The organism is Paraburkholderia sp. CNPSo 3272 (assembly GCF_024206495.1).
Taxonomy (GTDB): domain Bacteria; phylum Pseudomonadota; class Gammaproteobacteria; order Burkholderiales; family Burkholderiaceae; genus Paraburkholderia.
The window spans coordinates 33,464-56,756 of record NZ_JAMBPQ010000013.1; the positions used below are offsets into that span (position 1 = coordinate 33,464).

Sequence of the window (23,293 nt, forward strand, 5' to 3'; positions counted from 1 at the left end):
ATGGCTACCTACGGTATCGACGGTGTCCGCATCAGCTCCTCAACGGACCGCGTAACACACGTGCGCTGGGCGCTGATCGATCCCCAGACGCATGACTGGCTCTCGACACCCACCATCTCAGAAGTGGCGGCCGTCACCAACGACATCCGCTCGGGCGCCGTGGTGTATTCGGTATTTACGCTGGGCGGCATGAGATTTCTCGGCCCGAAGATCAAGCCGGTGCCGCATCCCAATGGAATCGATGGAATCGATCTGGAAGTGCCGGACGGTAACGTCGAAAAATCCATCGACGACCTCCCGCGCGTCTAGCGGTGCGTCGATCGTTCTGCCGGCTACCGGAAAGAAGAGAGAGAGAGCGATGGCGCCCGGCTGGGCGCACATCGGCCGCTGGTCGCCAAAGGTGAATCGCCGAACCGGATAATTCGGAATACCGAGTATTCGATCCGGCAAGCGACGCGCAAACGTCACTGCGAAGAAGTTTCTTCCTACCGCACCCGACTGTTACGAAGTCGTGAGCTTCAGGTTCGGACGCAAGTCGTGCGTAACCGCCTCACGTTGCCCTTTGCGCAGGTCCGACACCTGTTCTATGCCGGCTTTCAGCACTTCCTCGCAAAACGCAATTCGCGTGCGGTAATACTCGGCCTGCAATTGCGCATCCAGAACCCGCTGTTCGGCCTGGAAGAGTGCCATGCGCAATTCACTGAGCGCGCGTTGAGCCTGCTTCTCCGGCGTTGCGGCATTGTGGGCAATCAAGTTCGAAAGCCAATGCAACATGGATAAGCCCCCCTGTTTTCGATTTCACGATCGCACGCGTCAAGTTTGATAACCGCCCGAACTGTCGCTGGGAAAAGACTATCAGAGGCGAAGAAAACCAGTGTGTGTGCAAACGAACGTGTTGTATAAACGATGCAAAAGGTCGTCTCCACGAAGCGCTTTCATCGCGCCTTTTCAGCACATGCTGTCGTTGCACGCTTTGGTTGCAAATGGGGAGCGATACGTCCGTGGTGCCGGTTCAGTCGATCGAGATGGGGCGCAACCGTGACTATCCACAAGCTAAGGGTTCGCGCACTCGCGCTGTGCATCGCGTTCGCGTTACTGGGCCCCGGCGTGTGTCTGGCAGACCAGGTGAAAGTCATGATGTCGGGCTGGTTTGCGCCGGCGTATCGTGATCTGGGCCCGCAATTCGAGGACGAGAGCGGCTATACGCTGGCCACCGTCTGGGGGGCCCCAACGGGCAACGCCCTGAATGCGATTCCCGTGCGGTTTGCGCGTGGCGAGTGGGCCGACGTGCTGATCGTGGTCAGCGATGCGCTCGACGACCAGGTTCGCGCCGGCAACGTAGTGCCTGGCAGCAAGGTGGATTTCGCACGCTCGCCAATCGGCCTCGTGGTGCGCGAGGGCGCGCCGAAGCCGGACGTCAGCACGGTCGACGCTTTGCGCCGCGCACTGCTTGCAGCGAAGTCGATTGTCTTTCCGGATAGTGCGAGCGGCGTCTATATCGCCAACGAATTGTTCTCGCGTCTGGGCCTTGACGGGCGCTTGAAAAGCAGGAGCCGAATGGTTTCCGCCGAGCGCGTCGCCACCGTCGTCGCGAACGGCGACGCCGAGATCGGCTTGCAACAGGTCGTGGAACTGTTACCGGTGAAGGGGATAACGGTGGTCGGCAGTCTGCCCGAGGAAGTACAACGTTACACGGTGTACTCCGGCGGCATCGCGACCACAGCGAGAAATCCTGTCGGCGCAGAAGCGCTGATCCGCTTTCTGTCCTCGCCCGAGGCGGCGGCCGCGATCACGCACAGCGGGCTCGAACCGATCACGGCGCCGCAACCTCCTCCGCTGCCGCTGCTGCAGCCACAACCGCAACCGGCACCTCAACCGCCGCTGCAACTGCCGCCACAAGAACCGCAACCTCAACCGAATTGAGCGAAGCAGCCGTCCCGCCGATCGGCCATCACCGAAAGTTGGACATCAACTCGCCGCCATCCCTTTTTCGGCCAGTTCTTTCTTCGCGCTTTCGTTCTTGGTCAGGTGCGTGAGGCCCATGCCGCGCAGGACGTTCGGAGCCTTCGTGAACTGGATGTTGTCGTAGCCCACGATTTCGATGCGATTGCCCCAGGGGTCGCGAAAGTCCAGAAACGGACCGTCCAGCGGCTTCACGCCCGCCGCCGCGAGCGCGGCGCGCGCCGCCTCCTTGTCATCGACAACGAGGCCGACATGCCGGCCGTCATCGGCAGGCTGCTTGCGTCCCGCCTGCAACGCGATGAATTGATCACCAAGATCGATGAAGGCCATCGTGCTGCTCTTGCCGCGCAACTGAAAGTCGAAGATGCGGCCATAGAAAACCAGCGCTTCCTCGATATCGCCGACTTCCAGCGCGATGTGATTGAAGCCGATGACGCGCGGCTTGGTGGTTGTGGTGTCAACCATTTCCCTCTCCTTCTGCAACCCCTGCATGGCGTTCACGAACCCGCCCGGAACTGCCCGGTGAGACGCCGTCAAGTATCGGGATCGCGGGCGTCGGACACTAGCCAGTCGAACAGGATCGGTTTGAGCCAGTATTGAACAAATATCGTTCCCGATGCGGCCCGTGTGCCGTGTGTAACCTATGATGGTTCGTGCGGAACGATTTGGCAAACCTCGAGGGCACCATGGACAGGACAGAGCGGACCATCAAGTGGCGCAGTCTGCCAAATGTAAGCAACGGCGCGAGCGAGCCCCGCAATCCGCTGCCTGCGGTCTGCGACGTTTCGGTGACGAACGTTTGCAACGCTGCATGCGACTTCTGCGGTTTTTCGCGTGAAAAGAAAATGGCAGGCCCGCGCCGCTATCTCGATCCTGATGCGTTCGCGCGCGCAATGCCGATGCTGCGCAGACGCAAGATCCGCTACATGACGCTGCAGGGCGGCGAGCCTCTGGTTCACCCGCAGATCGAATCGCTCGTAAGCTCGGCCACGAAAGCCGGCATCCAGTGCGGCGTGATTACGAACGGCTGGTTCCTCCCCCGCCACATCAAGCAACTGGCCGCCGCCGGCCTCAAGCGGCTCCTTATCTCGATCGATAGTGCCGACATGAGCGAGCACGAGCGCAATCGCGGCCTGCCCGGCCTTGCGGCCCGCATCCGCGAGGGCATCGCCCAGGCGCACTCGTTCGGCATTCCGGTCTGCGCAACGGTTACGGTGAGCCATCTGGTCCGTTACGCAGCGCTTCCCGAGACGCTCAGCCAGCTTGGCTTCGATTCCGTGGTGTTCTCCTACCCACGGCGCGAAGCATTCGGTTCCACATCGCTGGTTTACGACGAAAAATCGAAGCTCGTCGACCTCAGCCGCGACGAACTACTCGAAGCGTTGAGTGCCATCGAGGCCCTGAAGAAGCGCTTCCGCGTGATGGACCCGGGCGCCGCACTGAACGAGGTCGCGCGGTTCGTGCGCGGCGAGCAGCAACTCATTCCGTGTATCGCCGGCAGCAAGTATTTTTATATCGACTGGAACCTCGACGTCTGGCGTTGCGAACCGTGGCATGAGCCCATGGGCTCCGTGTTCGACCTCGACCGCCTGCCCGATCAACGCGAACCATGCAACGCCTGCATGATGGGGTGCTACCGCCACGCCAGCGTGCTGATGCACGGCGCCAAGGCCGTCACTGACTCGGTCTATGCGCTGGGCAGGGGCGAGCTTCGCAGTGCTGTCAGCCTGTTGTTCCAACGCGGCGTGGCGTATTCGCTGTGGGCGCTCGCCACTGAAGAATTACCCCGAACGGCGCTTGGCGCACTGGCAGGACGCAACGGCGCACACCGTTCATCGCCGCAAGGCGCATGAGTCGAGGCTATGGGCAGATCACCGTCATGCAGAACGGGCCGCCGTTCGCCGCCGCATGCGCGACGGCCTCGTTCGCATCTTCGAGCGCGAAGGTCGTCACGTCGAAATGGCCCAGATCGAGCAGTGCGCCGCGAATCAAACCTGTCATGAGCGTCACGGCGTGCGTTGGGTACATCCACTTGCCCCGCACCGTAATGTCATTGCGCATGATCCACGGATAAGGCAGTTCGAGCCCGGCGCCACCGAGCATGCCGACACCGCCCATCAGGACCACGCGCCCGTATGGGCGCACCGCCATCACCGCGGCGCGCACCGTCGTCGCCGGAACCGATGGCGGCATCAGGTCCATCACGCAGTCGATCGGCCCAGGCGCCGCCTGTTGCATGCGTTCGCGGTCCGTTGCTTCGTCGCCGGAAAGGGCCACGGTTCGCACCCGCTCGCCGAATTTGCGCGCCAGTTTGTCGAGCGCCTGTACGTTGCGCCCAGGTGCTACGACGCACCGCACACCCATGGCGAGCGCGACCGCGACGCACGCGCTGCCGAAGTTGCCGGTCGCGCCGCTCACGAGCAAGATCTCGCCCGCCCGCAGATCGGACGCGAGCAGGCCGCCATAAGGCACGAGCAGCGTATTGAGCGCACACCATCGGGCGGCGTCGGCCGGATCGATTTCGCCGATACGCACCGCGTTTTCGGTCGGCACCCTTAGGCGTTCCGCAAACGGGCCGTCATGAAAATAGCGCTGCAATTTCTGGCCGCCCTCGCCGCGCGCGCTCCAGCCCTGCAGCACGATGTCGGGCATGAGCGCGTCATCGCGAGCGCGCACCGTCGGATCGCAGAACACCCAGTCGCCCGGTTGCAGTTTCGTCGCATCCGGGCCGATGGTTCGAACCCGGCCGATCGCCCCGCAGCCAGGCACGATCGGCAGCTCGATGGGATAGCGGCGTTCTCCGCTGAACACCTCCTGCGCATAGGACAACACCGGCGCCGCTACGACGTCCACGATGACCTCGCCGGTGCCGGCGGAGGGGTCCGGTATCTGCTCGATCGTGAGCGGCGCGTTGAGGGTTTTCAGAATGGCAGCTTTCATGGTGCTTCCAGAAGGGGGAACGAGCCGATTCTGGCAGGCTTAGAATGGGCAACAAGGCCCCGCCCTATCCCAGGACAGCGCAGTCCCTCCCTGCACGAAGCGAACGCGATGACAGCCACGACACAAACCCAGTTCGGCGAATTTCTGCGCTCCCGGCGCAAGAAGCTCAGACCCGATGACGTTGGCCTGGGCGGCGGCCGGCGCCGCCGCACGCCCGGCCTGCGGCGTGAAGAAGTCGCGGAACTGGCGGGTATCGGCGTCGACTGGTATATCCGGCTCGAGCAGGGGCGCGCGGTCAGCCCTTCGGATGCGACGCTCGATGCGCTGGCCCATGCACTGCGGCTCGACGAGGCGGAAGCCGCCCATTTGCGCGCGCTCGCGCAGCGCGGCGAGCCGCGCGTCTTCACCCGCGAGAGCGTGCCGCCCACCCTTGCGCGGATCGTCGCCAGTCTCGGTCTGCCGGCTTACGTGACCGGCCGGCGCTGGGACATCCTCCTGTGCAACGACGCCGCCTCCGAACTGCTGGGCTTCGATCGCCTCGCTGCGGAAGATCGCAACATCATGATCTACATGTTCATCGAACCCGAGGCACGGAGGCTCTTTGGCGCGAGCTGGTCCGACGAAGCCCGCCGCATGATCGCGCTGTTTCGCACGAGTCACGATCTCTATGCGGGCGACGCTGCGTTCGTCGAGCTGATCGAGCGGCTGCGTTCAGGCAGCGACGAGTTCGCGAGGTGGTGGAGTGCGCACGACGTGCGCAGCGGCGCGTCGGGCCAGAAGGTCCTGGCGCACGCGAAGCACGGTACGCAGCGCTACGAGTACGCAACGTTTCAGGCGAACGACGATCCGGCGCTGAAGCTCGCGATCTACACACCGATCGGCGCGGATGCCGTTTAGCCTGTTGCCGCAACCAGCGTATGGTGCGCCCGCTTGCCGGCATGGTGTTTGACGCTCTGCCGGTGCGCACCGGACGTCGGGGCGCTTCGGTACGATGCGAGCCGCACACTGACGCCGTGCGAACGCGCGAGCATCGAATAGTGATGATGCGCACGGGCGCTTGCGTAATAGCGCGGTTCGACGACGGGCGTGTCGTCGCCGTTCAGCCAACGCCGTATCGTGACGAGATCGGCAGAGCGTCCCCACGAGGTTCGCGAGCCGAGCAGCGCAATCATTACCTGCCCGTTCGGCATGTTCGCATCGACCACGATGCAGCGCCCCGCCTCGCGGATATAGCCTGTCTTTGCGACCAGCACGTCCCAGTCGGCTGAACTCACTATCGGGTCGGTGTTGTGATAAAACCGCGTCCTCGTGCCGATCGCCTCTTCGTAACGGGGAAGCGTCGTGTATTCGCCGATCAACGGATAGCGCGCCGCGGCGTCCGCCATCTTCACGACATCGCGCGCCGTCGAGAGATTCTCGGGCGAGAGCCCGGTTGGATCGTCGAAGTGCGTATGGGCCATATTCAGCGCGCGCGCCTTTTCATTCATCTGCCGGATGAACGCCGCCTGGCCGCCCGGGAACGCATGCGAAAGCGCGGATGCAGCGCGGTTCTCCGACGCCATGAGCGCAAGACGCAGCATCTCTCCCCGCTCGAGCGACGCACCGATAGGGAGGCGGGACCCCGTATGCTTGAGCCGATCGATGTCGTCGTTGCCGACGGTCACCGTGTCTCCCAACGGCTGGGCGCTGTCCAGCACGACCATCGCCGCCATCAGCTTGGTGAGCGACGCGATCGGCTGGGCCTCGTCGGCATTCTTTTCGAGCAGGACTTCGTGGCGCGCGACGTCATACACGATCGCGCTGTGTGAATAGAGGAATGGCGTCTCGCTCCATGCGACGAACGGCGCCGAAGCGAGCAATAGCGCGCTGAGGAATTTTTTCATGGCGTTCACACCCTGGGACGGCAATCAGGCGATGGCGGGTCCAACGTGCAACTGATCCCCAACGATTCAACTGTAGTTGCTCGTTGCACGAATGAGTGTGGGAAAGAGGACAGAATTCTTGTCCTCCAAGCCGACTATTCAGCGGCTTGCGAAAATTCGTCGGGCGTCAGCGAAACCGCCCGTTTCATGGCGTCAGGCAGACAGCCGTTCGACAATCTCATCGAACGAAGGCCGCCTGTCGACTTGCTCGGCGAAACAGTCTGCAATTAGCGCATCGAACCCGGCGTCGCGTTCACTAGCCTCTCCGGCCTGACGTTGCGCCAGTTCTTCCAGCAAGCAGCCGAACGCGCGTACCTCGATGCGCTCGAGCGCCTGGGACTGTGCGCGATCGTCGATATCGTGAAAGGACGCCGCGCCGAAGTCGCCGAGCAATACGTGCCCTGAGCCGTCGTGCAGGATGTTGTGCGCGTAGAGATCGCCGTGCATGATCCCGCGCCCGTGCAGATGCTGCGCCGCCGATGCGATCCCGCGCGCGATCTGCAACGCAACCGGCCTGTCGAACAGAACATCGGCGGCATAGACGTCCCGCGTACACGAATCGAGGCTAGGAGGCCCAGCGAGATTGACGAACGCCGGATGGATCAGCGCCATCACGAGGCCATGCTCGCCGAGCGGATGGCCCGTGGCCTTGCCGAGCACCGGGATGAGATTCGGGTGCGGCCCGGCTTGCAGGCACGCGGCCATTTCGAGCTCCGGCAAACCGTCGCTCGTCACCGCGCCCTTGAACAGCTTGACGGCGACCGCCTCCACCGGATGCCCGTCGCGCAGCAGACGCGTCGCGCGATGCGTCACGCCCGACGCGCCCTCGCCGAGCGTTTGTCCGAGCGCGAGCGTATGCCAGTCGATATCGGGCACCGGCGAATCGGCCAGCGCCACCTGCTCGCGCACCACGTTCAGCGGATTGCCCGCGTAGGCGAGCCACGCCAGGCGCGGCAGGCGCAACAGCCAGTCGGGCAAGGCGTCGAGCCGGTTCGCCGAAATCCGCAGCAGTTCGAGCCGGCTGCACGCGGCCATCGTCTCGGGCAACGAGCGCAGCCGGTTGCCGGCGAGCATCAGCTTCTGCAGATTCGGACGTTCGCCGATTTCGGGCGGCAGCGCGTCGATGTCGTTATCGGTGAGGATCAGCCAGCGCAATTGCGGCGGCAGCGCGCGCCCCGAAACGCGGCGGATGCGGTTCGCCTTGAAGCCGATCATGCTCAGCGACTCGCAGTCGCCGAGGACGGGCGGCAACTCGGTGAACGGGTTGTTCGAAGCGAACAGTATGCGCAGACGGCGCAGCCTCGGCAGGTCGTCCGGCAGCGACGTGAGCGCATTGCCCGAGAGGTCGAGCACCTCCAGGGTGTCGGCGAGATCGAAGATTTCGCGCGGAAATTCGGTCAACCCGCAAGCGAGCTTGAGCTGTCGTGCGCCGGCGAGTTGCCCGTCACGCAGTTGTTGGAGAGTAGCGGTCTTCACGCGTGAATTGAATCGAGTAATGGCAAGGAAGTCGCAAGCGCCGCTGCACAACGCAGCGCCGACCATCGCAATTCTAGCGGGTGACTCGCCTGGACTGCGTCCTGGGCCGCATTTCGGACTGCATGCTTCAGGAATGCGCCAGAGCTTGACGGCCACCGCGGCCGCCGGCTTCCCGTCGAGCCCCGAGGTCGTATCGTACGAATCGCCGCCGACCTGGACACCGGCGACGTCTGGGAGCCAAGCCTTCGAGCCGTCGCTATTCACGCGCAGGAGAATGTCGTCGAACCGGGCGGGCGGGCGTCGCCATCAGGCTCGACGCCGAGATCGTCGCGTTGATCGCCTGGCAGTCCGTAGCAGGCGCGCCGCCGAGTTCGCCGACGCAGAGCTGCACGTTCTGACTGGTGAGCGCGGTCGTCACGTCGGACGCGGCGACGCCGAAGCTGCGCAGCTTGACGGGATCGAGCCAAAGAGCGTAACGTCGCCCACACCGTTGATCTTGGGTAAGCGGGTCCTCGATTTGCGTGGCGATGACATTGCCGAGGTCGATCGAATTGAGCGCGCCGCCCGGCGACGACGGCGCGACGATCATCAGAAAGTGTCGGCTATGCCGCGGCAGCGCCGCAAGCGAACCGCAAGGGTCCGCACAACGCAAAATGATGGCGCGCTTCGGAGCGCAGGCCCGCGTCAGCAAGGCGCAACGTGCGGAATCATCGCGGCCTGCCCGTGCAGCACACCGGCTTCGTCCTGGGCATCAGTTGTTATGACGAAAGCCGGCGTAATGCGTTAAATCTCAAGAAGGACTGGTTCGAGCCGTAATAAGGAGGTCGGCGCGCTATGCGCCCTGCATCTCGAGCCATTCGACCCCTATGAAACTCAGTCGCAAGATTCCCCTCGCTTTCGCCGCGTCCCTCACTCTCATGTCGGCGGGTGCGTTCTACGGCATCCACACGCTCAACCAGGCCATCGATACCTACCGCACCACCGTGCAGGACGCTGCCGCGAACGAGCGCATGGTGTCGGCCACGCTCGTCGAGTTCAAGCTGCAAGTGCAGGAGTGGAAGGACACGCTCCTGCGCGGCAAGGACCCGCAAAAACTCGATCGGTACTGGAGCGCGTTTCAGAAGCGCGAGCGCTCTGTGAACGATCTCGCCGCCGCGCTCGAAACGAAGCTCCCAGAAGGCGAAGCGCGCACGCTCGTCGCGCAGTTCGCCGAGGCGCACGAGGCGATGGGCCAGGGGTATCGCAAGGGCTTCGAGGCATTCAAGGCGGCGGGCGCCGATCCCGTTGCGGGCGACACCGTGGTCGCCGGCGTCGATCGTGCGCCGGCCCAGCTGCTCGACCGCGCCGCGCAGACCATTGCGGCCACCAACGCGCAAGTGGCCGCCCAGGCCGCGGTGCAGGCCGCGCACGCCACCATCGTGAGCGCCGTGCTGATGGTGGTCGCGTTCCTGCTCGCGCTGGTGGGCGGCGTGCTGTTCAGCCGCACGGTCACGAGCCCGCTGGGCCGCGCCGTGAACTTTGCGCGCGAGGTCGCCGACGGCGACCTGTCGACCGATCTGCATGCACATGGCGACGACGAAACCGCGGAACTGCTCACGGCGCTTGCGAAAATGCAGACGAGCCTCGCACGCGTGGTGAGCGAAGTTCGCGCCAACGCCGAAGGCGTGGCAACGGCGAGCGCGCAGATTGCCTCGGGCAACCAGAATCTGTCCTCGCGCACCGAAGAGCAGGCTGCATCGCTTGAAGAAACGGCCGCGAGCATGGAGGAGCTGACATCGATCGTACGCATGAACGCGCAGAACGCGGAGCACGTCAGCTCGCTTGCAGGTACGGCGGCGCAGACCGCGGCGCGCGGCGGGCCGGTGATGCGCGGCGTGGTCGGCACGATGCAATCCATTGCCGACAGTTCGAGCAAGGTCGGTGAGATCATCGGCTTGATCGACGGCATTGCGTTCCAGACCAACATCCTTGCGCTCAACGCCGCCGTCGAAGCGGCGCGCGCGGGCGAGCAAGGCCGCGGTTTCGCCGTCGTCGCGGGCGAAGTCCGCACGCTCGCGCAGCGCAGCGCGAGCGCGGCACGCGAGATCAAGGCGCTCATCGCGCAGTCGAAGGAACACGTCGAAAGCGGATCGTCCCAGGTGGCCGACGCCGGCCACATCATCGACGAGATCGTCGAAGCCGTGCAGCGGGTTTCCGGCACCGTGCAGGATATTTCGACGGCGTCGCGCGAACAGTCGACGGGCATCGAGCAGGTGAACATCGCCGTCACGCAAATGGACGAGGTCACGCAGCAGAATGCGGCGCTCGTGGAGGAGGCATCGGCTGCGACGTATGCGCTGGCCGAGCAGGCGCGCGCGCTTCGCGAGACCGTGGCCGCGTTCAGGCTCAGGGAAGGCGCCATTGCCTGACTTCGAGCGATTGCCGCGCGCGCCCTTTCGGACATAACCGCCGCGGCATGTCCGGCATCCCCGTCGGCGGTCAAGTAATAGTCGCGTACGAATGCGGGGACAAAGCCCTCGACGCACAGCGCTGCGCCCCGGTGCCTGTTTTCGGTTGCCGATCCCGAGCCTGTTCTCCGGCCAAGTCTGTGCAACGCAGGCTGGCCGCCACTGACTGAGACGCCCGCCGCCGCTCGCCTTGCGGCTCGGGCGGCCCATCTCCTCTGTGTTCGCGCTCTAATTTTGTGAGGCGATACGCCGCACTAAAACTTCGCTCCCGTTGCTTGAAAGCAAATCTTACGAAATGTAAACTTGCTGCAAGCTTTGGATTTGGACGCAGTCTTCCCGGGGTTTCCCTCGAACCTCGAGTCAATCCATCGGTAATTTAGTCATCCTTTATTTCATTACCAGGAGAAAACCGTGAACACGTATATCAACCGACTCAACGCCTCGTTCGCGATTGCCGGCCTCCTCATGATGGCGCCGTTCATGGCCATGGCCCGCTTGCCGATGCCGAGCACCGTCCCGCATGGCGAATCCCTCGTCAAGAAGCGTACGTCGAACCGCGTCGCCGACGACGAGCGTCGCGCCAGCGAATCCGGTGGAAGTGAATCCGTTAGTGGGTGATCAACATTCCTAAGGAAATTTATCTCACTTCCTTTTTTCTTGAACGCTATTTGGAGCATTCACCATGAAAGCGAAAGTCACGACATTCTTCATTATTGCCGCCCTGCTCGCAACGACAGGCACCGCGTTCGCATCGCAGCCTGAACACCGCCCTGGCAACCCGCCGCCCGCGTCGATCGAAAGAGCCAACCGTCCGGTCGGTGCGATTCCGCATCGCGACTGGCATCGCGGCGACCGCCTGCCGCCTGAATACCGTGACCGGATTTTCGTGGTCGAAAACTGGAACCAGCATGGCCTGAAAGCGCCCCCGCGCGGCTACCATTGGGTCGGCGTAGCCGGCGACTACGTGCTCGTTGCCAGCGCGACCGGCGTGATCTCGACGGTTCTGCCCGCCGGTACCCATTGATCATGGCGTTGTTTTTCCACGCTTTGCCCGCTCTTCGCCGCCACGCGGCCAAGGGCCGGCAACCGGCAGCGACCTGAAATCAAGCCGCAACGACGGCAAAAAGGCCTAACTCTCGCAAATACCCGGCACGGCAACTTTCTGGAAGATATGCGGCGCCGCGATCACCGAGGATGGATAAGCGGCCAGACTCGACCGGAACGCCGGCGCAGAGAACGCCGCCCGAAAATGCGCCGTGGATTCCCAGACAGCGTAATTCATATAAGCCGGCTGCTCTCCGATCGACCGATGGAGTTGCGTTGAAATAAAACCGGGTTGCCGCTTCATGAACGCAGCGTCTTCCTGCCAGGCCTCGAGAAACTTCGCCTCATCGGCCAGATCCAGTGTAAAGACGTTCACGAGCACAACGGGCTCGGCGTCAACGGCAAGCTGGCGTTCGATCGGGAAAGAAGGATCAAGCGGTCGTAATTGCAGCATGGTGCACTCCAGAGTCTAAAAGCATGATGTCAACCGGGCATGGCAAATTTATAGTAAATTGACATGATGATGTCAATTTGAAAATAAGGTGCCATATGCGCGAACCTGCGAGAACACCGGCCGGCGAACTCCTGTCGGGCATCATGCTCGATCTCTTCCGGCTCAATAGCGGACTGCTCACCTCGGGCGACCGCCTGGTCGAGGACCTCGGGCTCACGAGCGCACGCTGGCAAATGCTCGGCGCCATCCGTGCCGCGGAGCGCCCGCAGCCCGTGGCCTGGATCGCCCGGGATCTGGGGGCTAACCGGCAAAACGTGCAACGAATCGTGAACGACCTCGCCAACGACGGTCTCGTCCGCTTCGAGGCCAACCCTCACCACCGCCGCGCGCAGCTTGTCGTTTTGACCGACGAGGGCAGCCAGACCTTCGACGCGGCCATGCGTCTTCAGGCCCCCTGGGTCAACGGCCTCTCCGAGGGCGTAACCGTCAACGAAATCAAGATCTTGCACCGCATCATCATGAAATTGCAGGCGAATCTCGACCATATGGCGGGAACCGACGAGCCGGATTGATCGCCCGGCGCTGCTTGCGCATGCAATGTGCTACAGCAGGGCATCGTTCCCATCCGCGAGGCGAGGCCCACGCATGTCGACCATTGCCCTCATAGTCGTGACGGTCGCGGTGACGCTTGTCGTCATCCTGGTGATCGCGAACCTCACGAGCGGCGAAAAGAAGATCGAGCACAAGATCGACCGGCTCTACGCGAGCGACAGTCCGCAGTTCATCCGCTCGATGGGGCTGCTGCTGGGGCCGCCCGTCGTGGGAGGCAACCGCTTCGAGGTGCTCGTGAACGGCGACGAAATCTTTCCGTCGATGCTCGCGGGCATCCGCTCGGCGCAGCACACCATCACCTTCGAGACCTTCATTTACTGGTCCGGCGCGATTGGCGAAGAAGTCGCCCGCGCGCTGTCCGACAAGGCGCGCGCGGGCATCGCCGTGCACGTGCTGCTCGACTGGGTTGGCTCGTCGAAGATGGACAAGCGTTATCACCGCATGCTGCGCGAGGCGGGCGCCCAGCTCGTGCTATATCACAAGCCGCACTGGACGGGCCTCGGCCGCATGAACGACCGCACGCACCGCAAGCTGCTGGTGATCGACGGACGCATCGGTTTTACGGGCGGCGTAGGCATCGCCGACGAATGGACCGGCCACGCGCAGGACGAAAAGCATTGGCGCGATACGCACTTTCGCATTGAAGGCCCGGCGGTCGGACAGATGCAGGCGGTCTTCATGGACAACTGGGTCAAATCGACGGGCAATGTGCTGCACGGCCCGCAGTACTTTCCCGCGATCGACGCCGCGGGCAACGGCCTCGCGCACGTGTTCAGCAGCTCGCCCTCGGGCGGCAGCGACGACATGGAGCTGATGTACCTCATGGCGATCACCGCCGCGGCGCGCTCCATCCATTTGTCGACGGCGTACTTCGTGCCGGACAAGCTGACGATCAACGCGATCGTCGAGGCGGTGAAGCGCGGCGTGAAGGTGCGCATCATCACGCCGGGCAAGCGCATCGACACCCACACGGTGCGCGAGGCGTCGCGCGCGTGCTGGGGCGACCTGCTCGCGGCCGGCGTGGAGATTTACGAGTATCAGCCGACGATGTTCCACTGCAAGCTGATCGTCGTCGACGAATACCTGGTGTCGGTCGGCTCGACCAACTTCGACAGCCGCTCGTTCAAGCTCAACGACGAGGCCAATCTCAACATCTACGACCGCGATTTCGCGCGCCAGCAGACGGTCATTTTCGATGCCGACGCCGCCCTCGCCAAACGCATCACGCTTGAAGACTGGCGCCGCAGGTCGTTAAGGGAAAAGCTGCTCGAACACGCGGCCGCCCTCCTCGATTCGCAGTTGTGACGCCCCCCGCGAGCGCCGCGCCGCCAATCGACAAGAAAGCGAAGATCGCCGACAATCGGTGCCCGACATTGGGCTGTCGACAAAGCAAACAGAAAAAAAAGGGACCGTAATCCATGCTGCACATCGAGGATCTGGCCAATCCGCCCGAGGGGTTTCTGCGCGACGAGCCGGAGGGAGCGGAGTTTTACCAGGCCTTTCAGACGGCCCGGCTGGACGATTTCAGCTTCGGTTATTTCGCTGTGTACCGGGACAGCGCGCTCGTTACCGTGGCGCCCTACTTCGTGATGGATTTCCGGCTCAACACCCTGCTTCCCAGCGGCTGGCTGAAGCAAAGCCTGAGCTGGATCCGCTTCAAGCTGGCCTGCATCGGGCATCCGACCGTCGATGCTGGCCGCATCCAGGGCGAAGTCTCGCAGGAGACGCTCGCGGCCATCAGCACGGCGCTTGCGAAGAAAGGGAGCCTGCTCGCGTACAAGGGTTTCGCCGAGGACTTGCCGCTGCGCGGCTTCGTGGCCGCAAAAGGCCTGCCGGTGCCCGTGCTGTCGATCGGCCCGGACTACTACCAGGCCATGAAGAGCGACCGCAGGAACCTGCTCAAGCGGAAGCTGAAAAAGGCCGCCGCGCTTCGCTACGAAGAATGCGCGGGTCTGCCCGATCACCTCGTCGCCAAAGTGTATGCGCTGTATCTGAACACCTGGCAAAAAGCCGAGTTGAAGTTCGAGAAGCTCACGCCGGAGTATTTCGCCAATACCCGCAGCCTTAGCCATTATCTGCTGTACTTTCTGGACGACGAGTTGATTGGCTTCACCCAGTTGATCGGCAAGGGACGGCACCTCGTCAACCGCTATATCGGGCTCGACTACGCCAGGAGCCAGGAGTACGGCCTGTACTTCGCCATGTTCATTCGCACGGTCGAATTCGGCATTCGCGAAGGCTTCGAGGAAATCGAATTGGGGGCGACGTCCTATGAGTTCAAACGCATCCTGGGCGCCCGCCAGATTCCCACCTGGAATCACTATCGGCACAACAACGCGTTCGTCAACTGGCTGCTCGGCAAGCTGCGCAGCGTACTGGAACCGTCGGAGTCCGAACTGCGTTAGCGCTCGCCGGATTGGCCCGGTGCGCGTGGATGCCGGCAATACGCGTTACAGGCGATAATGTGCCAAACGCAATCGACTTGAGAAACGGAGTGAGAATGAGCAAGCAAGGCTTCACCACTGGCATCGTTCACGGCGACAGGATCGCGGGCACCGAGCACGGCGGCGTGCGCCAGCCGATTCATACGTCCGTGCAATATGGTTTCGAGCGCGTCGAGGACCTGATCGGCGTGTTTCAGGGCACGAAGAAAGGCGGCTTCAACTACGCGCGGCAAGGCACCCCCACGACGGCCGCGCTCGAGCGCAAGATCACTAGCCTGGAAGGCGGCACCGGCACGGTCTGCTTCAGCACCGGCATGGCCGCCATCACGGCGACCTTCCTCACGCTGCTGCGCGCGGGCGATCATCTCGTGTCGAGCCGCTATGTGTTCGGCAATACCAACAGCCTGTTCGGCACGTTGCGTACGCTCGGCGTGGAAGTCACGACCGTCGACGCCGGCGACGCCGAAAACGTGAAGAACGCCATCCAGCCGAATACGCGCATGGTGTTCGTCGAGACCATCGCGAATCCGGGCACGCAGATTCCCGACCTGCAGGGCATCGGCGAGCTGTGCCGCGAGCGCGGCATCGCCTACGTCGTCGACAACACGATCACCTCGCCCGCCCTGTTCCAGCCGAAGGCGGTCGGCGCGAGCCTCGTCATCAACTCGTTGACGAAGACCATCGCGGGCCATGGCGCCGCGCTCGGCGGCGCGGTGACCGATACGGGCCTGTTCGACTGGAGCGCGTATCCGAACATCGCCGACGACTACCGGCGGTCGGCGGCGAAAGATCAGGGGCTCCTGCAGATCCGCAAGAAGGGCTTGCGGGACATGGGGGCATCGTTGTCGTCCGAGCAGGCGCACGCCATCGCCATGGGCGCGGAAACGCTCGCCCTGCGCGTGAAGCAAAGCAGCGACAATGCGCTCGCGCTCGCGCAATTTCTCGAAGGCCACGAAGCCATCGGCAAGGTGTTCTATCCGGGCTTGAAGAGCCATCCGCAATACGAGATTGCCCAGGCGCTCTTCAAGGGCGCGTCGTGGCTGCTCTCGTTCGAACTGCTCAACGCGGAGCGCATGATCGACGTCGTCAACGCGCTCGAACTGCCGATCAAGGCCACCGGCCTCGGTGACACGCGCACGCTCATCATTCCCGTCGCGCCGACGATCTTTTTCGAAGCCGGCGCGCAGACGCGCAAGGCGATGGGCATCTCCGACGGCATGCTGCGGCTTTCGGCGGGCATCGAAGATATCGACGACCTCATTGCAGACTTCTCGCAAGCGCTCAAGCTGGCCGCATAACGCCGGGAGCGTCGATGTGGTGAACAGGGCCAGCACTTCGCTGGCCCTGCGCGTTTTCGAGGCTGATGCCGCTTACGGATTGAAGCGTTTCGCCTCGTCGCGCCAGTAATGCTGCTGCTGCCAGCCGAGCAGCCGCTTGAGCTTCTCGTTGCTGAGCAGCGTCTCGAACTCGCCGAGGGCCTTCTTGACCGGCACGCCCGGATAGTAGCGATCCAGCAGCGTCTGGGTCGGCAAGTCGGACGACACGTCGTCCGCCGCGACGTTCATGATCTCGAAGCCGAGGCCGTCCGTTTCGATGGCGAGCCGGCACGCGTTGGCGAGATCGCGCCCGTCGATATAGCTCCACGCAATGCGCTTGCGCAGCGCGGGATCCTTGAGCCACGTGGAGAACTTCGCGTAGTCCTCGGGATCGAGCACATTGCCGATGCGAAAACAGTAGATGTCCGAGCCGGTGCGCGCCTGGAATGCCTTGGCGGTCACTTCGTTGACCACTTTCGAGGTGGCGTAGCTGTCCATCGGGTCCACCGGATAGTTCTCGTCGAGCGGAAAGTACGCGGGATCGCGATGCCGGTGCGCGAACACCACGCCGTAAGTCGTCTCGCTCGAGGCCACGATCACCTTGCGGACCCCCAGCTTCGCGGCGGCGTCGAGAATGTTGTAGGTCCCCATCACGTTGATGCGGTAGACCTCGTTATCGGTCGTCAGCATGATGCGAGGAATCGCCGCGAAGTGAACGATCGCGTCGATGGGTTTCGGCTCCAGGTCGTCGGCGAATTCCACCGGCGCCGTGGTCGAGGCGATCGCATTGAAAACCTGGCCCGCGTCCGTGATGTCCGTGATCAGCGTGCGCGCGGTGCGCTTCGGCATGGGCACACGGTCCAGATTCAACACTTCGTAGCCGTGCGCTACCAGGTTCTCGACCACCCATTTGCCGGCAAGACCGCTGCCGCCGGTCACTATCACTCGCTTCGTCATCTGTCTCTCTCCTGTTCGTGGCGTCATTGCCGCCTCTGCAAACGCGCACGTTACCGCAAACATCGGCCGGCTGTAATGACCACCGCAACCTTTCCAGCCGGATGGATTGTCTGCGGTGAGCCGGTCCGGTTGACCAGGCGCACGCCCAGGCGCGCCTCGAGCTGCGCAAGCCGCTTGGTCGCCGCCGGTGGCGTGATGTCCATGTCGCGCGCGATGCTTGAAAGGTTTCCGTAACGTCCGAGCAGGACGAAAAACGCCAGACAGGAGGTCAGGTTGCCACGATAGCGATCTGCCGATACCCGCTTACGCCCGAATCGTTGGCTCGAAGCAGCCGTTGACCAACAGCCCGGTCGGCAGCGTGGCAATCAGCCAGCTACACTACGGGCGCAGAGGCCGTTGAAAGGCCTGCGAGACAACTGCGCGAACCACAGGAGGAGCACGCAAATGACGCTTTCGAAGAGGAATTTTGGGCGGACCGGCTGGAATGTGTCCGAAATCGGTTTTGGTGCATGGGCAATCGGCGGCTCGTGGGGCAGCGTCGGCGAAGACGACGCCAGAGCCGCGCTGAACGCCGCGCTCGATAACGGCGTCACGTTCATCGACACCGCCGATGTCTACGGCGACGGCCGCTCGGAGCGCATTATCCGCGACGTGTTGCGCGAACGCGGCGGCGAGCGTCCCATCGTGGCCACCAAGCTCGGACGCCGGCTCGACCCGCACGTGACCAGCGGCTATTTGAACAAGCGCGAACTCGAAGGCTTTATCGACCGGAGTCTTTCGAACCTGGGCGTCGACACGCTCGACCTCGTGCAACTGCATTGCCCGCCGACGGAGGTCTATTACCGCCCCGAGGTGTTCGACGCGATGGACAGCTTTGTCGCCGCCGGCAAAATCCGCTTTTACGGCGTTTCGGTCGAAAAGGTGGAGGAAGCGCTGAAGGCGATCGACTATCCCAACGTGGTTTCGGTGCAGATCATCTACAACATGTTCCGTCAACGTCCTGCCGACCTGTTTTTCCGCGAGGCGCTCAAGAAAAACGTTGCGGTCATTGCGCGCGTGCCGCTCGCCAGCGGCATGCTCACCGGCAAATTGTCCGCGGATTCCGTTTTTGCGGCAGACGACCACCGTGCGTTCAATCGCCATGGCGAGGCATTCGACGTGGGCGAAACATTCTCGGGCGTGCCGTACGACGTCGCCTTGAAGGCCGTCGATGAACTGCGAGGCCTGGTACCCGTGGACGCTTCAATGGCACAGCTCGCCCTGCGCTGGATACTGATGGAAGACGCCGTCTCCGTCATCATTCCAGGCAGCAAGAACGCGGCCCAGGCGGCGTCGAACGTCGCGGCGGCGAACCTCGCCCCGCTCTCCGATGCGGCCATGCAACGGGTGCGGGACGTTTATGAACGCTTGATCGCGCCTCACGTCCACCAGCGCTGGTAAACGCCCCTGCTGTCGAAGCCGCCGGAATTTCTGCGCCGCTTACTCCATGTGCTCCGCCCCGATTGTTCGGCTGATCCTGCCAGTCAATTCGCGTCCGACCGCTTTATCGCGGCGGCGCGGACCTTTAGATTCGTAGTGGTCGCCGGCCGATGGCTTCATACAAGTCGAGACGCCGGTTCCATTCGATGCTGCGACTTACGGTAAGGAGAACATGATGGGCAAACTTGCAGGCAAGGTGGCGGTCGTCACGGGCGCGTCGAAAGGCATTGGCGCCGCGATCGCCAGGTCGCTCGCGGCCGAAGGCGCTTCGGTGGTGGTGAACTACGCGAGCAGCAAGGCGGGCGCCGATGCGGTCGTAAGCGCGATTACGGCGGCCGGCGGCAAGGCGGTTTCCGTTGGCGGCGACGTGTCGAAAGCGGCCGACGCACAGGGCATCATCAACACGGCCGTCGAAACTTACGGGCGCCTCGACATCCTCGTCAACAACTCGGGCGTCTTTGAATTCGCGCCGATCGAAGAGTTCACGGAAGCGCAATACCGCAAGCAGTTCGACATCAACGTGCTCGGCGTGCTGCTCACCACGCAGGCGGCCGTGAAGCATCTTGGCGAGGGTGCGAGCATCATCAACGTAAGTTCGGTCGTGACGACGGTGACGCCGCCGACGACGGCTGTCTATAGCGGCACGAAGGGCGCCGTGGATGCGATCACGGGCGTGCTCGCACGCGAACTGGGACCGCGCAAGATCCGCGTGAACGCTATCAATCCTGGCATCATCGAGACAGAAGGCGCACACGCGATCGGCGTCATCGGATCGGATTTCGAAAGCCATACGGTCAGCCAGACGCCACTCGGGCGCGTGGGCCAGCCGGACGATATCGCCTCCGCCGTCGTGTTCCTTGCATCGGACGACGCCAAATGGTTGACGGGCGAACACATCGTCGCCAGCGGGGGCCTTCGCTAAGCCGGTGGGTGAAACCGGCTAGCGCCAAAAAACGCGTGCGTGCTGTCATCGTCATCGAAACGATCGACGGGCACGCACTCGTGATCTCGTCGATGGCAGCGGCGCTCGTTTCGAGCCAGGTTTGCGGGCGATTCGCGCCGCCGCTGTACGAAGCCCTGGCGCAACGCTTCCTGAAACAGTGACGCGCACCAACGCGCGTCGATCCTCACGCGCCGTTACCAGCGCAGCAGCCGCGGCCCCAGCCACGCGCCAATGCCAGCGGGCAGCAACATGCCGATCACATACCAGACGCTCCAGAACGCCGGACTCATCTCCGGGCAATGGAGGCAATACGCAATGGTCGCGAGCGCGCTCGCAAAGAGCCCGGCCGCCGCGCCCGCTGCGCGCAGGCGGGTGGGCGCGAGACCACGCACGGCCCAGAACACGGCCGCAAACGTGGGCACCGAAAGCAGCACGATATTGAACGGGCACGTGCGCCATGTGAGGCCCATCACGAGCGGCATGCGTTGCGCGGGCGCCGCATCGCCCAGCGCGAGCCATGCGCCCGCCAGCACGGCGACGAACGGCAGCGCCACCAGCGCCCACGCATAGCCGCCGCGCCGGCCCGGCCGCCCGAGGCGGCTGACCGCGAGCGCGGCAGCGGCCGCGACGCACAACGGGAACGCGACCTTCGCCCAGAAGATCGGCGTGTGCATGACACTCATGAGATCGTGCCGCACGCCGAACACCACGCTCATCAGCGCGACCGAGCCCGCAAAACCGAGCGCCAGCGCCCGCGCGAAGCGGCGCAGCACGGCTTTGCGGTCCACGCGCGCATCGCCGGCGGCCAGCAGGTTGATCAGATCGTCGGTTTTCATCGCGCTCCCCTGATGCGCGCGGCAAGCGCCTTCAAACCGCGATGAATACCCACCTTCACAGCCGATTCGGAGAGTCCAGTGAGCTTCGCCGTTTCCACGACCGAAAGGCCTTCGAGCTTCACGTGGACGATAGGCAGGCGCTGCTTGTCGGGCAGCTGCTCGAGCAGCTTGCCGATATCGCGGCGCGCCTGCGCGGGTTCGTCGTCGGGCGCGGCGAACAGATCAGTGTGATCTTCGAGCGGATCGTTGAGCATGTCGCGGCGTGCGCGCGAGCGGAAAAAGTCCATCAGCTTGTAGCGGGCGATCGCGTGCACCCAGGCCGTAAGCGGTTCGTCCGGGCGCCATGTGTGACGCGCGTTGTGAACCGCCAGCAGAATCTCCTGCACGAGGTCCTCGACGTCGTCGCGCAACTGCGGAATGCGCCGGCGCAGGTAGCCGCGCAAATGGCGCGTGAGTTCCTCGAGGAAGTCGCGATACGCTTGCGCGTCGCCTTCCAGGCCGCTGACGAAAAGCGCTTTGAGACGGGTTTCCGCGGAGTGCAAAGGTCGTCCTGGATGGTCGCGACGGTAGGTTGGCGGGCTTGCGGGCATGGCGCTCGCCCGGTCTTGCGATGGCGAACTTTCAAAACGATTACGAACGCCGCCGCACTCGCGCCCGCTCGCGTGAGCGTAGCCGAACGCCTCGCGCGCCGCAATGGCATGCGCAGCCCCGGCGCGCGCGCCGGGCGTCGCCCCTTCCGTCATCGTCGCCCATGTGCTGGTCAAACCCACCTTGTGCCTCTTTCCCGTGGCGCGAGCGCGTGCGCCCGTTGCGGGTAGTTCGTTCGCCACGCCAGGCGGGTTACAGCCTCGGCGACTTATTTTTAGCCGCCCCGATCGTGCGAATTTTTTCTCGACGCGATGTAACCCACGCGCGCGCCACAGCGAATTCACTGTCAACTCCGCGCTAACGAGGAAACGCCATGCACACGTCGATCGGTGAATCGCCCGCACTTGAAGCCAGCGTGCGCCGCCCACGCACGATTCAGCCGCTCTGGCTGCGCGTCACGCATTGGCTTAACGCGCTTGCGGCGCTCGTCATGATGTTCTCCGGCTGGCGCATTTACGATGCGTCTCCCGTATTCGCGGGCTTCGTCATTCCCACTTCGATCACGCTCGGCGGCTGGCTCGGCGGCGCGCTGCAATGGCATTTCGCGGCAATGTGGCTGCTGTTTTTCAACGGCCTCGTCTATCTCGCCATGAATCTCGCCACCGGCCGCTGGCGCACGAAGTTCTTCCCGCTGAGCCCGCGTGCCGTGCTGCACGATCTGCGCGCCGCACTCACGGGCCGGCTTTCTCACGCCGACCTGAGCCAGTACAACGCCGTGCAGAAACTCGCCTATCTCGTTGCGATCGCCGATCTCGTCGTCCTCGTGCTGTCGGGCCTTGCGATCTGGAAGTCGGTGCAGTTTCCGCTGCTGCGCGAATTGATGGGCGGATACGACCGCGCCCGCGTCGTGCACTTTTGCGCGATGTCCGTGCTTGCGGCGTTCGTGCTCGTTCACGTGGCGATGGTCGCACTCGTGCCGCGCTCGCTGCTCACCATGCTGCGCGGACGCTGAACACGCCGCCCGATCCTGTTTGCGTCACCGTCCTTCGATATCGATAAGGATTCCAGATGAACACGAACGACCGCAAGATCATCGCAATCGACCGCGCAGCGATTCTTGCCGATGCCCGGCGCGAACTCGACATGCCGTCACGGCGCCTGTTCGGCAAGCGCATGCTCACGCTCGGCGGTCTTTCGCTGCTGACCGGCTGCACGATCACCGACGACGCCTCGGTCAACACCTTCCTCACCGCCGTCTCCCGGCTCAACGACCGCGTGCAGGCATGGCTGTTCGACCCAACCCGGCTCGCGCCTACGTACAGCGAAGCCCAGATCACGCGCCCCTTCCCCTTCAACGCGTTCTACAGCGAAAGCGAAGCGCCCGTGGTCGATGGCGGCGACTATCGGCTCAGGCTCAGCGGACTCGTCAAGGGCCAGCGCGTCTGGACGCTGCCCGAGTTGTACGCGCTGCCGCACGCCGAGCAGATCACACGGCACATCTGTGTCGAAGGCTGGAGCGCGATCGGCCGCTGGGGCGGCACGCCATTCGCGCATTTCCTGCGCCGGGTCGATGCCGATCTCACCGCGAAATACGTGGGCTTTCGCTGCGCCGACAACTACTACGAAAGCATCGACATGGCCACGGCGCTGCATCCGCAAACCTTGCTCGCTTTCGACTACGACGGCGAGCGCCTGCCGGCGAAATATGGCTATCCGATGAAGCTGCGCATGCCGACGAAGCTCGGCTACAAGAACCCCAAACACATCGTCGAGATTTTCGTCACGAATACGTATCCAGGCGGCTACTGGGTGGACCAGGGCTACAACTGGTTCGGCGGTTCTTGACGTCTTCCTGCCGCCGCCTGATACGCCA

General features: G+C 63.6%; 26 protein-coding genes and 1 pseudogene. 16 read left to right on the top strand and 11 right to left on the bottom strand.

The window, feature by feature from the left end:
- Window positions 1-309 carry a hypothetical protein gene (locus tag M3I53_RS17680; protein ID WP_069266573.1) on the top strand — a complete coding sequence of 103 codons (309 nt, stop codon included), beginning with the start codon at window positions 1-3 and terminating at the stop codon, window positions 307-309.
- A 192-nt stretch (window positions 310-501) separates the two neighbouring features.
- Here M3I53_RS17680 and M3I53_RS17685 read toward each other — a convergent pair whose 3' ends face one another.
- Complete coding sequence (locus M3I53_RS17685) at window positions 502-690, bottom strand: hypothetical protein (protein ID WP_254317186.1); 189 nt, start codon at window positions 688-690, stop codon at window positions 502-504.
- A gap of 348 nt (window positions 691-1,038) precedes the next feature.
- Between M3I53_RS17685 and M3I53_RS17690 the strand changes: the two genes are divergently transcribed.
- A complete protein-coding gene (locus M3I53_RS17690) occupies window positions 1,039-1,923 on the top strand; it encodes a substrate-binding domain-containing protein (RefSeq protein WP_254317187.1) in 885 nt (294 codons plus the stop codon).
- A 45-nt stretch (window positions 1,924-1,968) separates the two neighbouring features.
- Here M3I53_RS17690 and M3I53_RS17695 read toward each other — a convergent pair whose 3' ends face one another.
- Window positions 1,969-2,427, bottom strand: a complete 459-nt coding sequence (locus tag M3I53_RS17695) for a VOC family protein (protein WP_254317188.1) — start codon at window positions 2,425-2,427, stop codon at window positions 1,969-1,971.
- A gap of 221 nt (window positions 2,428-2,648) precedes the next feature.
- Here M3I53_RS17695 and M3I53_RS17700 point away from each other — a divergent pair, with 221 nt between their 5' ends.
- Window positions 2,649-3,815 (top strand): radical SAM protein, encoded by a 1,167-nt coding sequence (locus M3I53_RS17700; RefSeq protein ID WP_254317189.1) that lies wholly within the window; start codon window positions 2,649-2,651, stop codon window positions 3,813-3,815.
- A gap of 7 nt (window positions 3,816-3,822) precedes the next feature.
- Here M3I53_RS17700 and M3I53_RS17705 read toward each other — a convergent pair whose 3' ends face one another.
- The gene (locus tag M3I53_RS17705) at window positions 3,823-4,902 is read right to left on the bottom strand and encodes an alcohol dehydrogenase catalytic domain-containing protein (RefSeq protein WP_254317190.1); all 1,080 of its coding nucleotides are present in this window, start codon (window positions 4,900-4,902) and stop codon (window positions 3,823-3,825) included.
- A 108-nt stretch (window positions 4,903-5,010) separates the two neighbouring features.
- Here M3I53_RS17705 and M3I53_RS17710 point away from each other — a divergent pair, with 108 nt between their 5' ends.
- Window positions 5,011-5,799 (top strand): helix-turn-helix transcriptional regulator, encoded by a 789-nt coding sequence (locus M3I53_RS17710; RefSeq protein WP_254317191.1) that lies wholly within the window; start codon window positions 5,011-5,013, stop codon window positions 5,797-5,799.
- Here the strand turns inward: M3I53_RS17710 and M3I53_RS17715 are convergent.
- From M3I53_RS17715 to M3I53_RS17725, 3 genes are all read right to left on the bottom strand, one after another.
- The gene (locus M3I53_RS17715; RefSeq protein WP_254317192.1) at window positions 5,796-6,785 is read right to left on the bottom strand and encodes a D-alanyl-D-alanine carboxypeptidase family protein; all 990 of its coding nucleotides are present in this window, start codon (window positions 6,783-6,785) and stop codon (window positions 5,796-5,798) included. The genes M3I53_RS17710 and M3I53_RS17715 overlap by 4 nt on opposite strands.
- 192 nt (window positions 6,786-6,977) lie before the next feature.
- On the bottom strand, window positions 6,978-8,564 hold the full coding sequence (locus M3I53_RS17720; RefSeq protein WP_309249528.1) for a protein kinase: 1,587 nt from the start codon (window positions 8,562-8,564) through the stop codon (window positions 6,978-6,980).
- Window positions 8,557-8,889, bottom strand: coding sequence for an efflux RND transporter permease subunit (locus M3I53_RS17725; RefSeq protein WP_254317193.1), 333 nt, complete (start codon window positions 8,887-8,889; stop codon window positions 8,557-8,559). Before M3I53_RS17725 ends, M3I53_RS17720 begins: the two co-directional genes overlap by 8 nt.
- A 277-nt stretch (window positions 8,890-9,166) precedes the next feature.
- Here M3I53_RS17725 and M3I53_RS17730 point away from each other — a divergent pair, with 277 nt between their 5' ends.
- From M3I53_RS17730 to M3I53_RS17740, 3 genes are all read left to right on the top strand, one after another.
- On the top strand, window positions 9,167-10,708 hold the full coding sequence (locus M3I53_RS17730; RefSeq protein ID WP_302057716.1) for a methyl-accepting chemotaxis protein: 1,542 nt from the start codon (window positions 9,167-9,169) through the stop codon (window positions 10,706-10,708).
- Between the two features lie 450 nt (window positions 10,709-11,158).
- Entirely contained in the window at window positions 11,159-11,365 is a 207-nt protein-coding gene (locus M3I53_RS17735; protein WP_254317194.1) for a hypothetical protein, read from the top strand.
- A gap of 64 nt (window positions 11,366-11,429) precedes the next feature.
- Window positions 11,430-11,771: an RcnB family protein gene (locus M3I53_RS17740; RefSeq protein WP_254317195.1), complete on the top strand. Its 342-nt coding sequence runs from the start codon at window positions 11,430-11,432 to the stop codon at window positions 11,769-11,771.
- Window positions 11,772-11,876: 105 nt separating this feature from the next.
- Here the strand turns inward: M3I53_RS17740 and M3I53_RS17745 are convergent, their stop codons facing one another.
- Window positions 11,877-12,245 (bottom strand): antibiotic biosynthesis monooxygenase, encoded by a 369-nt coding sequence (locus M3I53_RS17745; protein ID WP_254317196.1) that lies wholly within the window; start codon window positions 12,243-12,245, stop codon window positions 11,877-11,879.
- A gap of 143 nt (window positions 12,246-12,388) precedes the next feature.
- On the opposite strand from M3I53_RS17745, the gene M3I53_RS17750 reads away from it, so the two are divergent.
- The 4 genes from M3I53_RS17750 to M3I53_RS17765 all read left to right on the top strand — a co-directional run bounded on the left by M3I53_RS17750 (window position 12,389) and on the right by M3I53_RS17765 (window position 16,599).
- Window positions 12,389-12,817: a MarR family winged helix-turn-helix transcriptional regulator gene (locus M3I53_RS17750; RefSeq protein ID WP_254317197.1), complete on the top strand. Its 429-nt coding sequence runs from the start codon at window positions 12,389-12,391 to the stop codon at window positions 12,815-12,817.
- Between the two features lie 73 nt (window positions 12,818-12,890).
- The gene (gene cls / locus M3I53_RS17755) at window positions 12,891-14,162 is read left to right on the top strand and encodes a cardiolipin synthase (protein WP_254317198.1); all 1,272 of its coding nucleotides are present in this window, start codon (window positions 12,891-12,893) and stop codon (window positions 14,160-14,162) included.
- A gap of 113 nt (window positions 14,163-14,275) precedes the next feature.
- Window positions 14,276-15,262: a GNAT family N-acetyltransferase gene (locus M3I53_RS17760; RefSeq protein WP_254317199.1), complete on the top strand. Its 987-nt coding sequence runs from the start codon at window positions 14,276-14,278 to the stop codon at window positions 15,260-15,262.
- A 95-nt stretch (window positions 15,263-15,357) separates the two neighbouring features.
- Window positions 15,358-16,599: a cystathionine gamma-synthase family protein gene (locus tag M3I53_RS17765; RefSeq protein WP_254317200.1), complete on the top strand. Its 1,242-nt coding sequence runs from the start codon at window positions 15,358-15,360 to the stop codon at window positions 16,597-16,599.
- A gap of 72 nt (window positions 16,600-16,671) precedes the next feature.
- On the opposite strand, the gene M3I53_RS17770 is transcribed toward M3I53_RS17765, so the two are convergent.
- Window positions 16,672-17,574 carry an NAD(P)-dependent oxidoreductase gene (locus M3I53_RS17770; protein WP_110388101.1) on the bottom strand — a complete coding sequence of 301 codons (903 nt, stop codon included), beginning with the start codon at window positions 17,572-17,574 and terminating at the stop codon, window positions 16,672-16,674.
- 50 nt (window positions 17,575-17,624) lie between these two features.
- Window positions 17,625-17,777 (bottom strand): LysR family transcriptional regulator, encoded by a 153-nt coding sequence (locus M3I53_RS38650; protein WP_375542544.1) that lies wholly within the window; start codon window positions 17,775-17,777, stop codon window positions 17,625-17,627.
- A gap of 241 nt (window positions 17,778-18,018) precedes the next feature.
- On the opposite strand from M3I53_RS38650, the gene M3I53_RS17780 reads away from it, so the two are divergent.
- The 3 genes and pseudogenes from M3I53_RS17780 to M3I53_RS17790 form a co-directional block, all read left to right on the top strand.
- Window positions 18,019-19,014, top strand: a complete 996-nt coding sequence (locus M3I53_RS17780; protein WP_254317201.1) for an aldo/keto reductase — start codon at window positions 18,019-18,021, stop codon at window positions 19,012-19,014.
- A 214-nt stretch (window positions 19,015-19,228) separates the two neighbouring features.
- Entirely contained in the window at window positions 19,229-19,975 is a 747-nt protein-coding gene (locus tag M3I53_RS17785) for an SDR family NAD(P)-dependent oxidoreductase (protein WP_254317317.1), read from the top strand.
- 44 nt (window positions 19,976-20,019) lie between these two features.
- Window positions 20,020-20,157 (top strand): annotated as a pseudogene (locus M3I53_RS17790) (chloride channel protein); the annotation flags it as partial.
- Window positions 20,158-20,190: 33 nt separating this feature from the next.
- Here the strand turns inward: M3I53_RS17790 and M3I53_RS17795 are convergent.
- Together M3I53_RS17795 and M3I53_RS17800 are read right to left on the bottom strand one after the other, a co-directional pair.
- Window positions 20,191-20,832 carry a DUF1109 domain-containing protein gene (locus tag M3I53_RS17795; RefSeq protein ID WP_254317202.1) on the bottom strand — a complete coding sequence of 214 codons (642 nt, stop codon included), beginning with the start codon at window positions 20,830-20,832 and terminating at the stop codon, window positions 20,191-20,193.
- On the bottom strand, window positions 20,829-21,374 hold the full coding sequence (locus M3I53_RS17800; RefSeq protein ID WP_254317203.1) for a sigma-70 family RNA polymerase sigma factor: 546 nt from the start codon (window positions 21,372-21,374) through the stop codon (window positions 20,829-20,831). Before M3I53_RS17800 ends, M3I53_RS17795 begins: the two co-directional genes overlap by 4 nt.
- Before the next feature lie 419 nt (window positions 21,375-21,793).
- Between M3I53_RS17800 and M3I53_RS17805 the strand changes: the two genes are divergently transcribed.
- Both M3I53_RS17805 and M3I53_RS17810 read left to right on the top strand, forming a co-directional pair.
- Complete coding sequence (locus tag M3I53_RS17805) at window positions 21,794-22,432, top strand: cytochrome b/b6 domain-containing protein (RefSeq protein WP_254317204.1); 639 nt, start codon at window positions 21,794-21,796, stop codon at window positions 22,430-22,432.
- Window positions 22,433-22,488: 56 nt separating this feature from the next.
- Window positions 22,489-23,265 carry a molybdopterin-dependent oxidoreductase gene (locus tag M3I53_RS17810; protein WP_254317205.1) on the top strand — a complete coding sequence of 259 codons (777 nt, stop codon included), beginning with the start codon at window positions 22,489-22,491 and terminating at the stop codon, window positions 23,263-23,265.
- Window positions 23,266-23,293 lie beyond the last annotated feature (28 nt).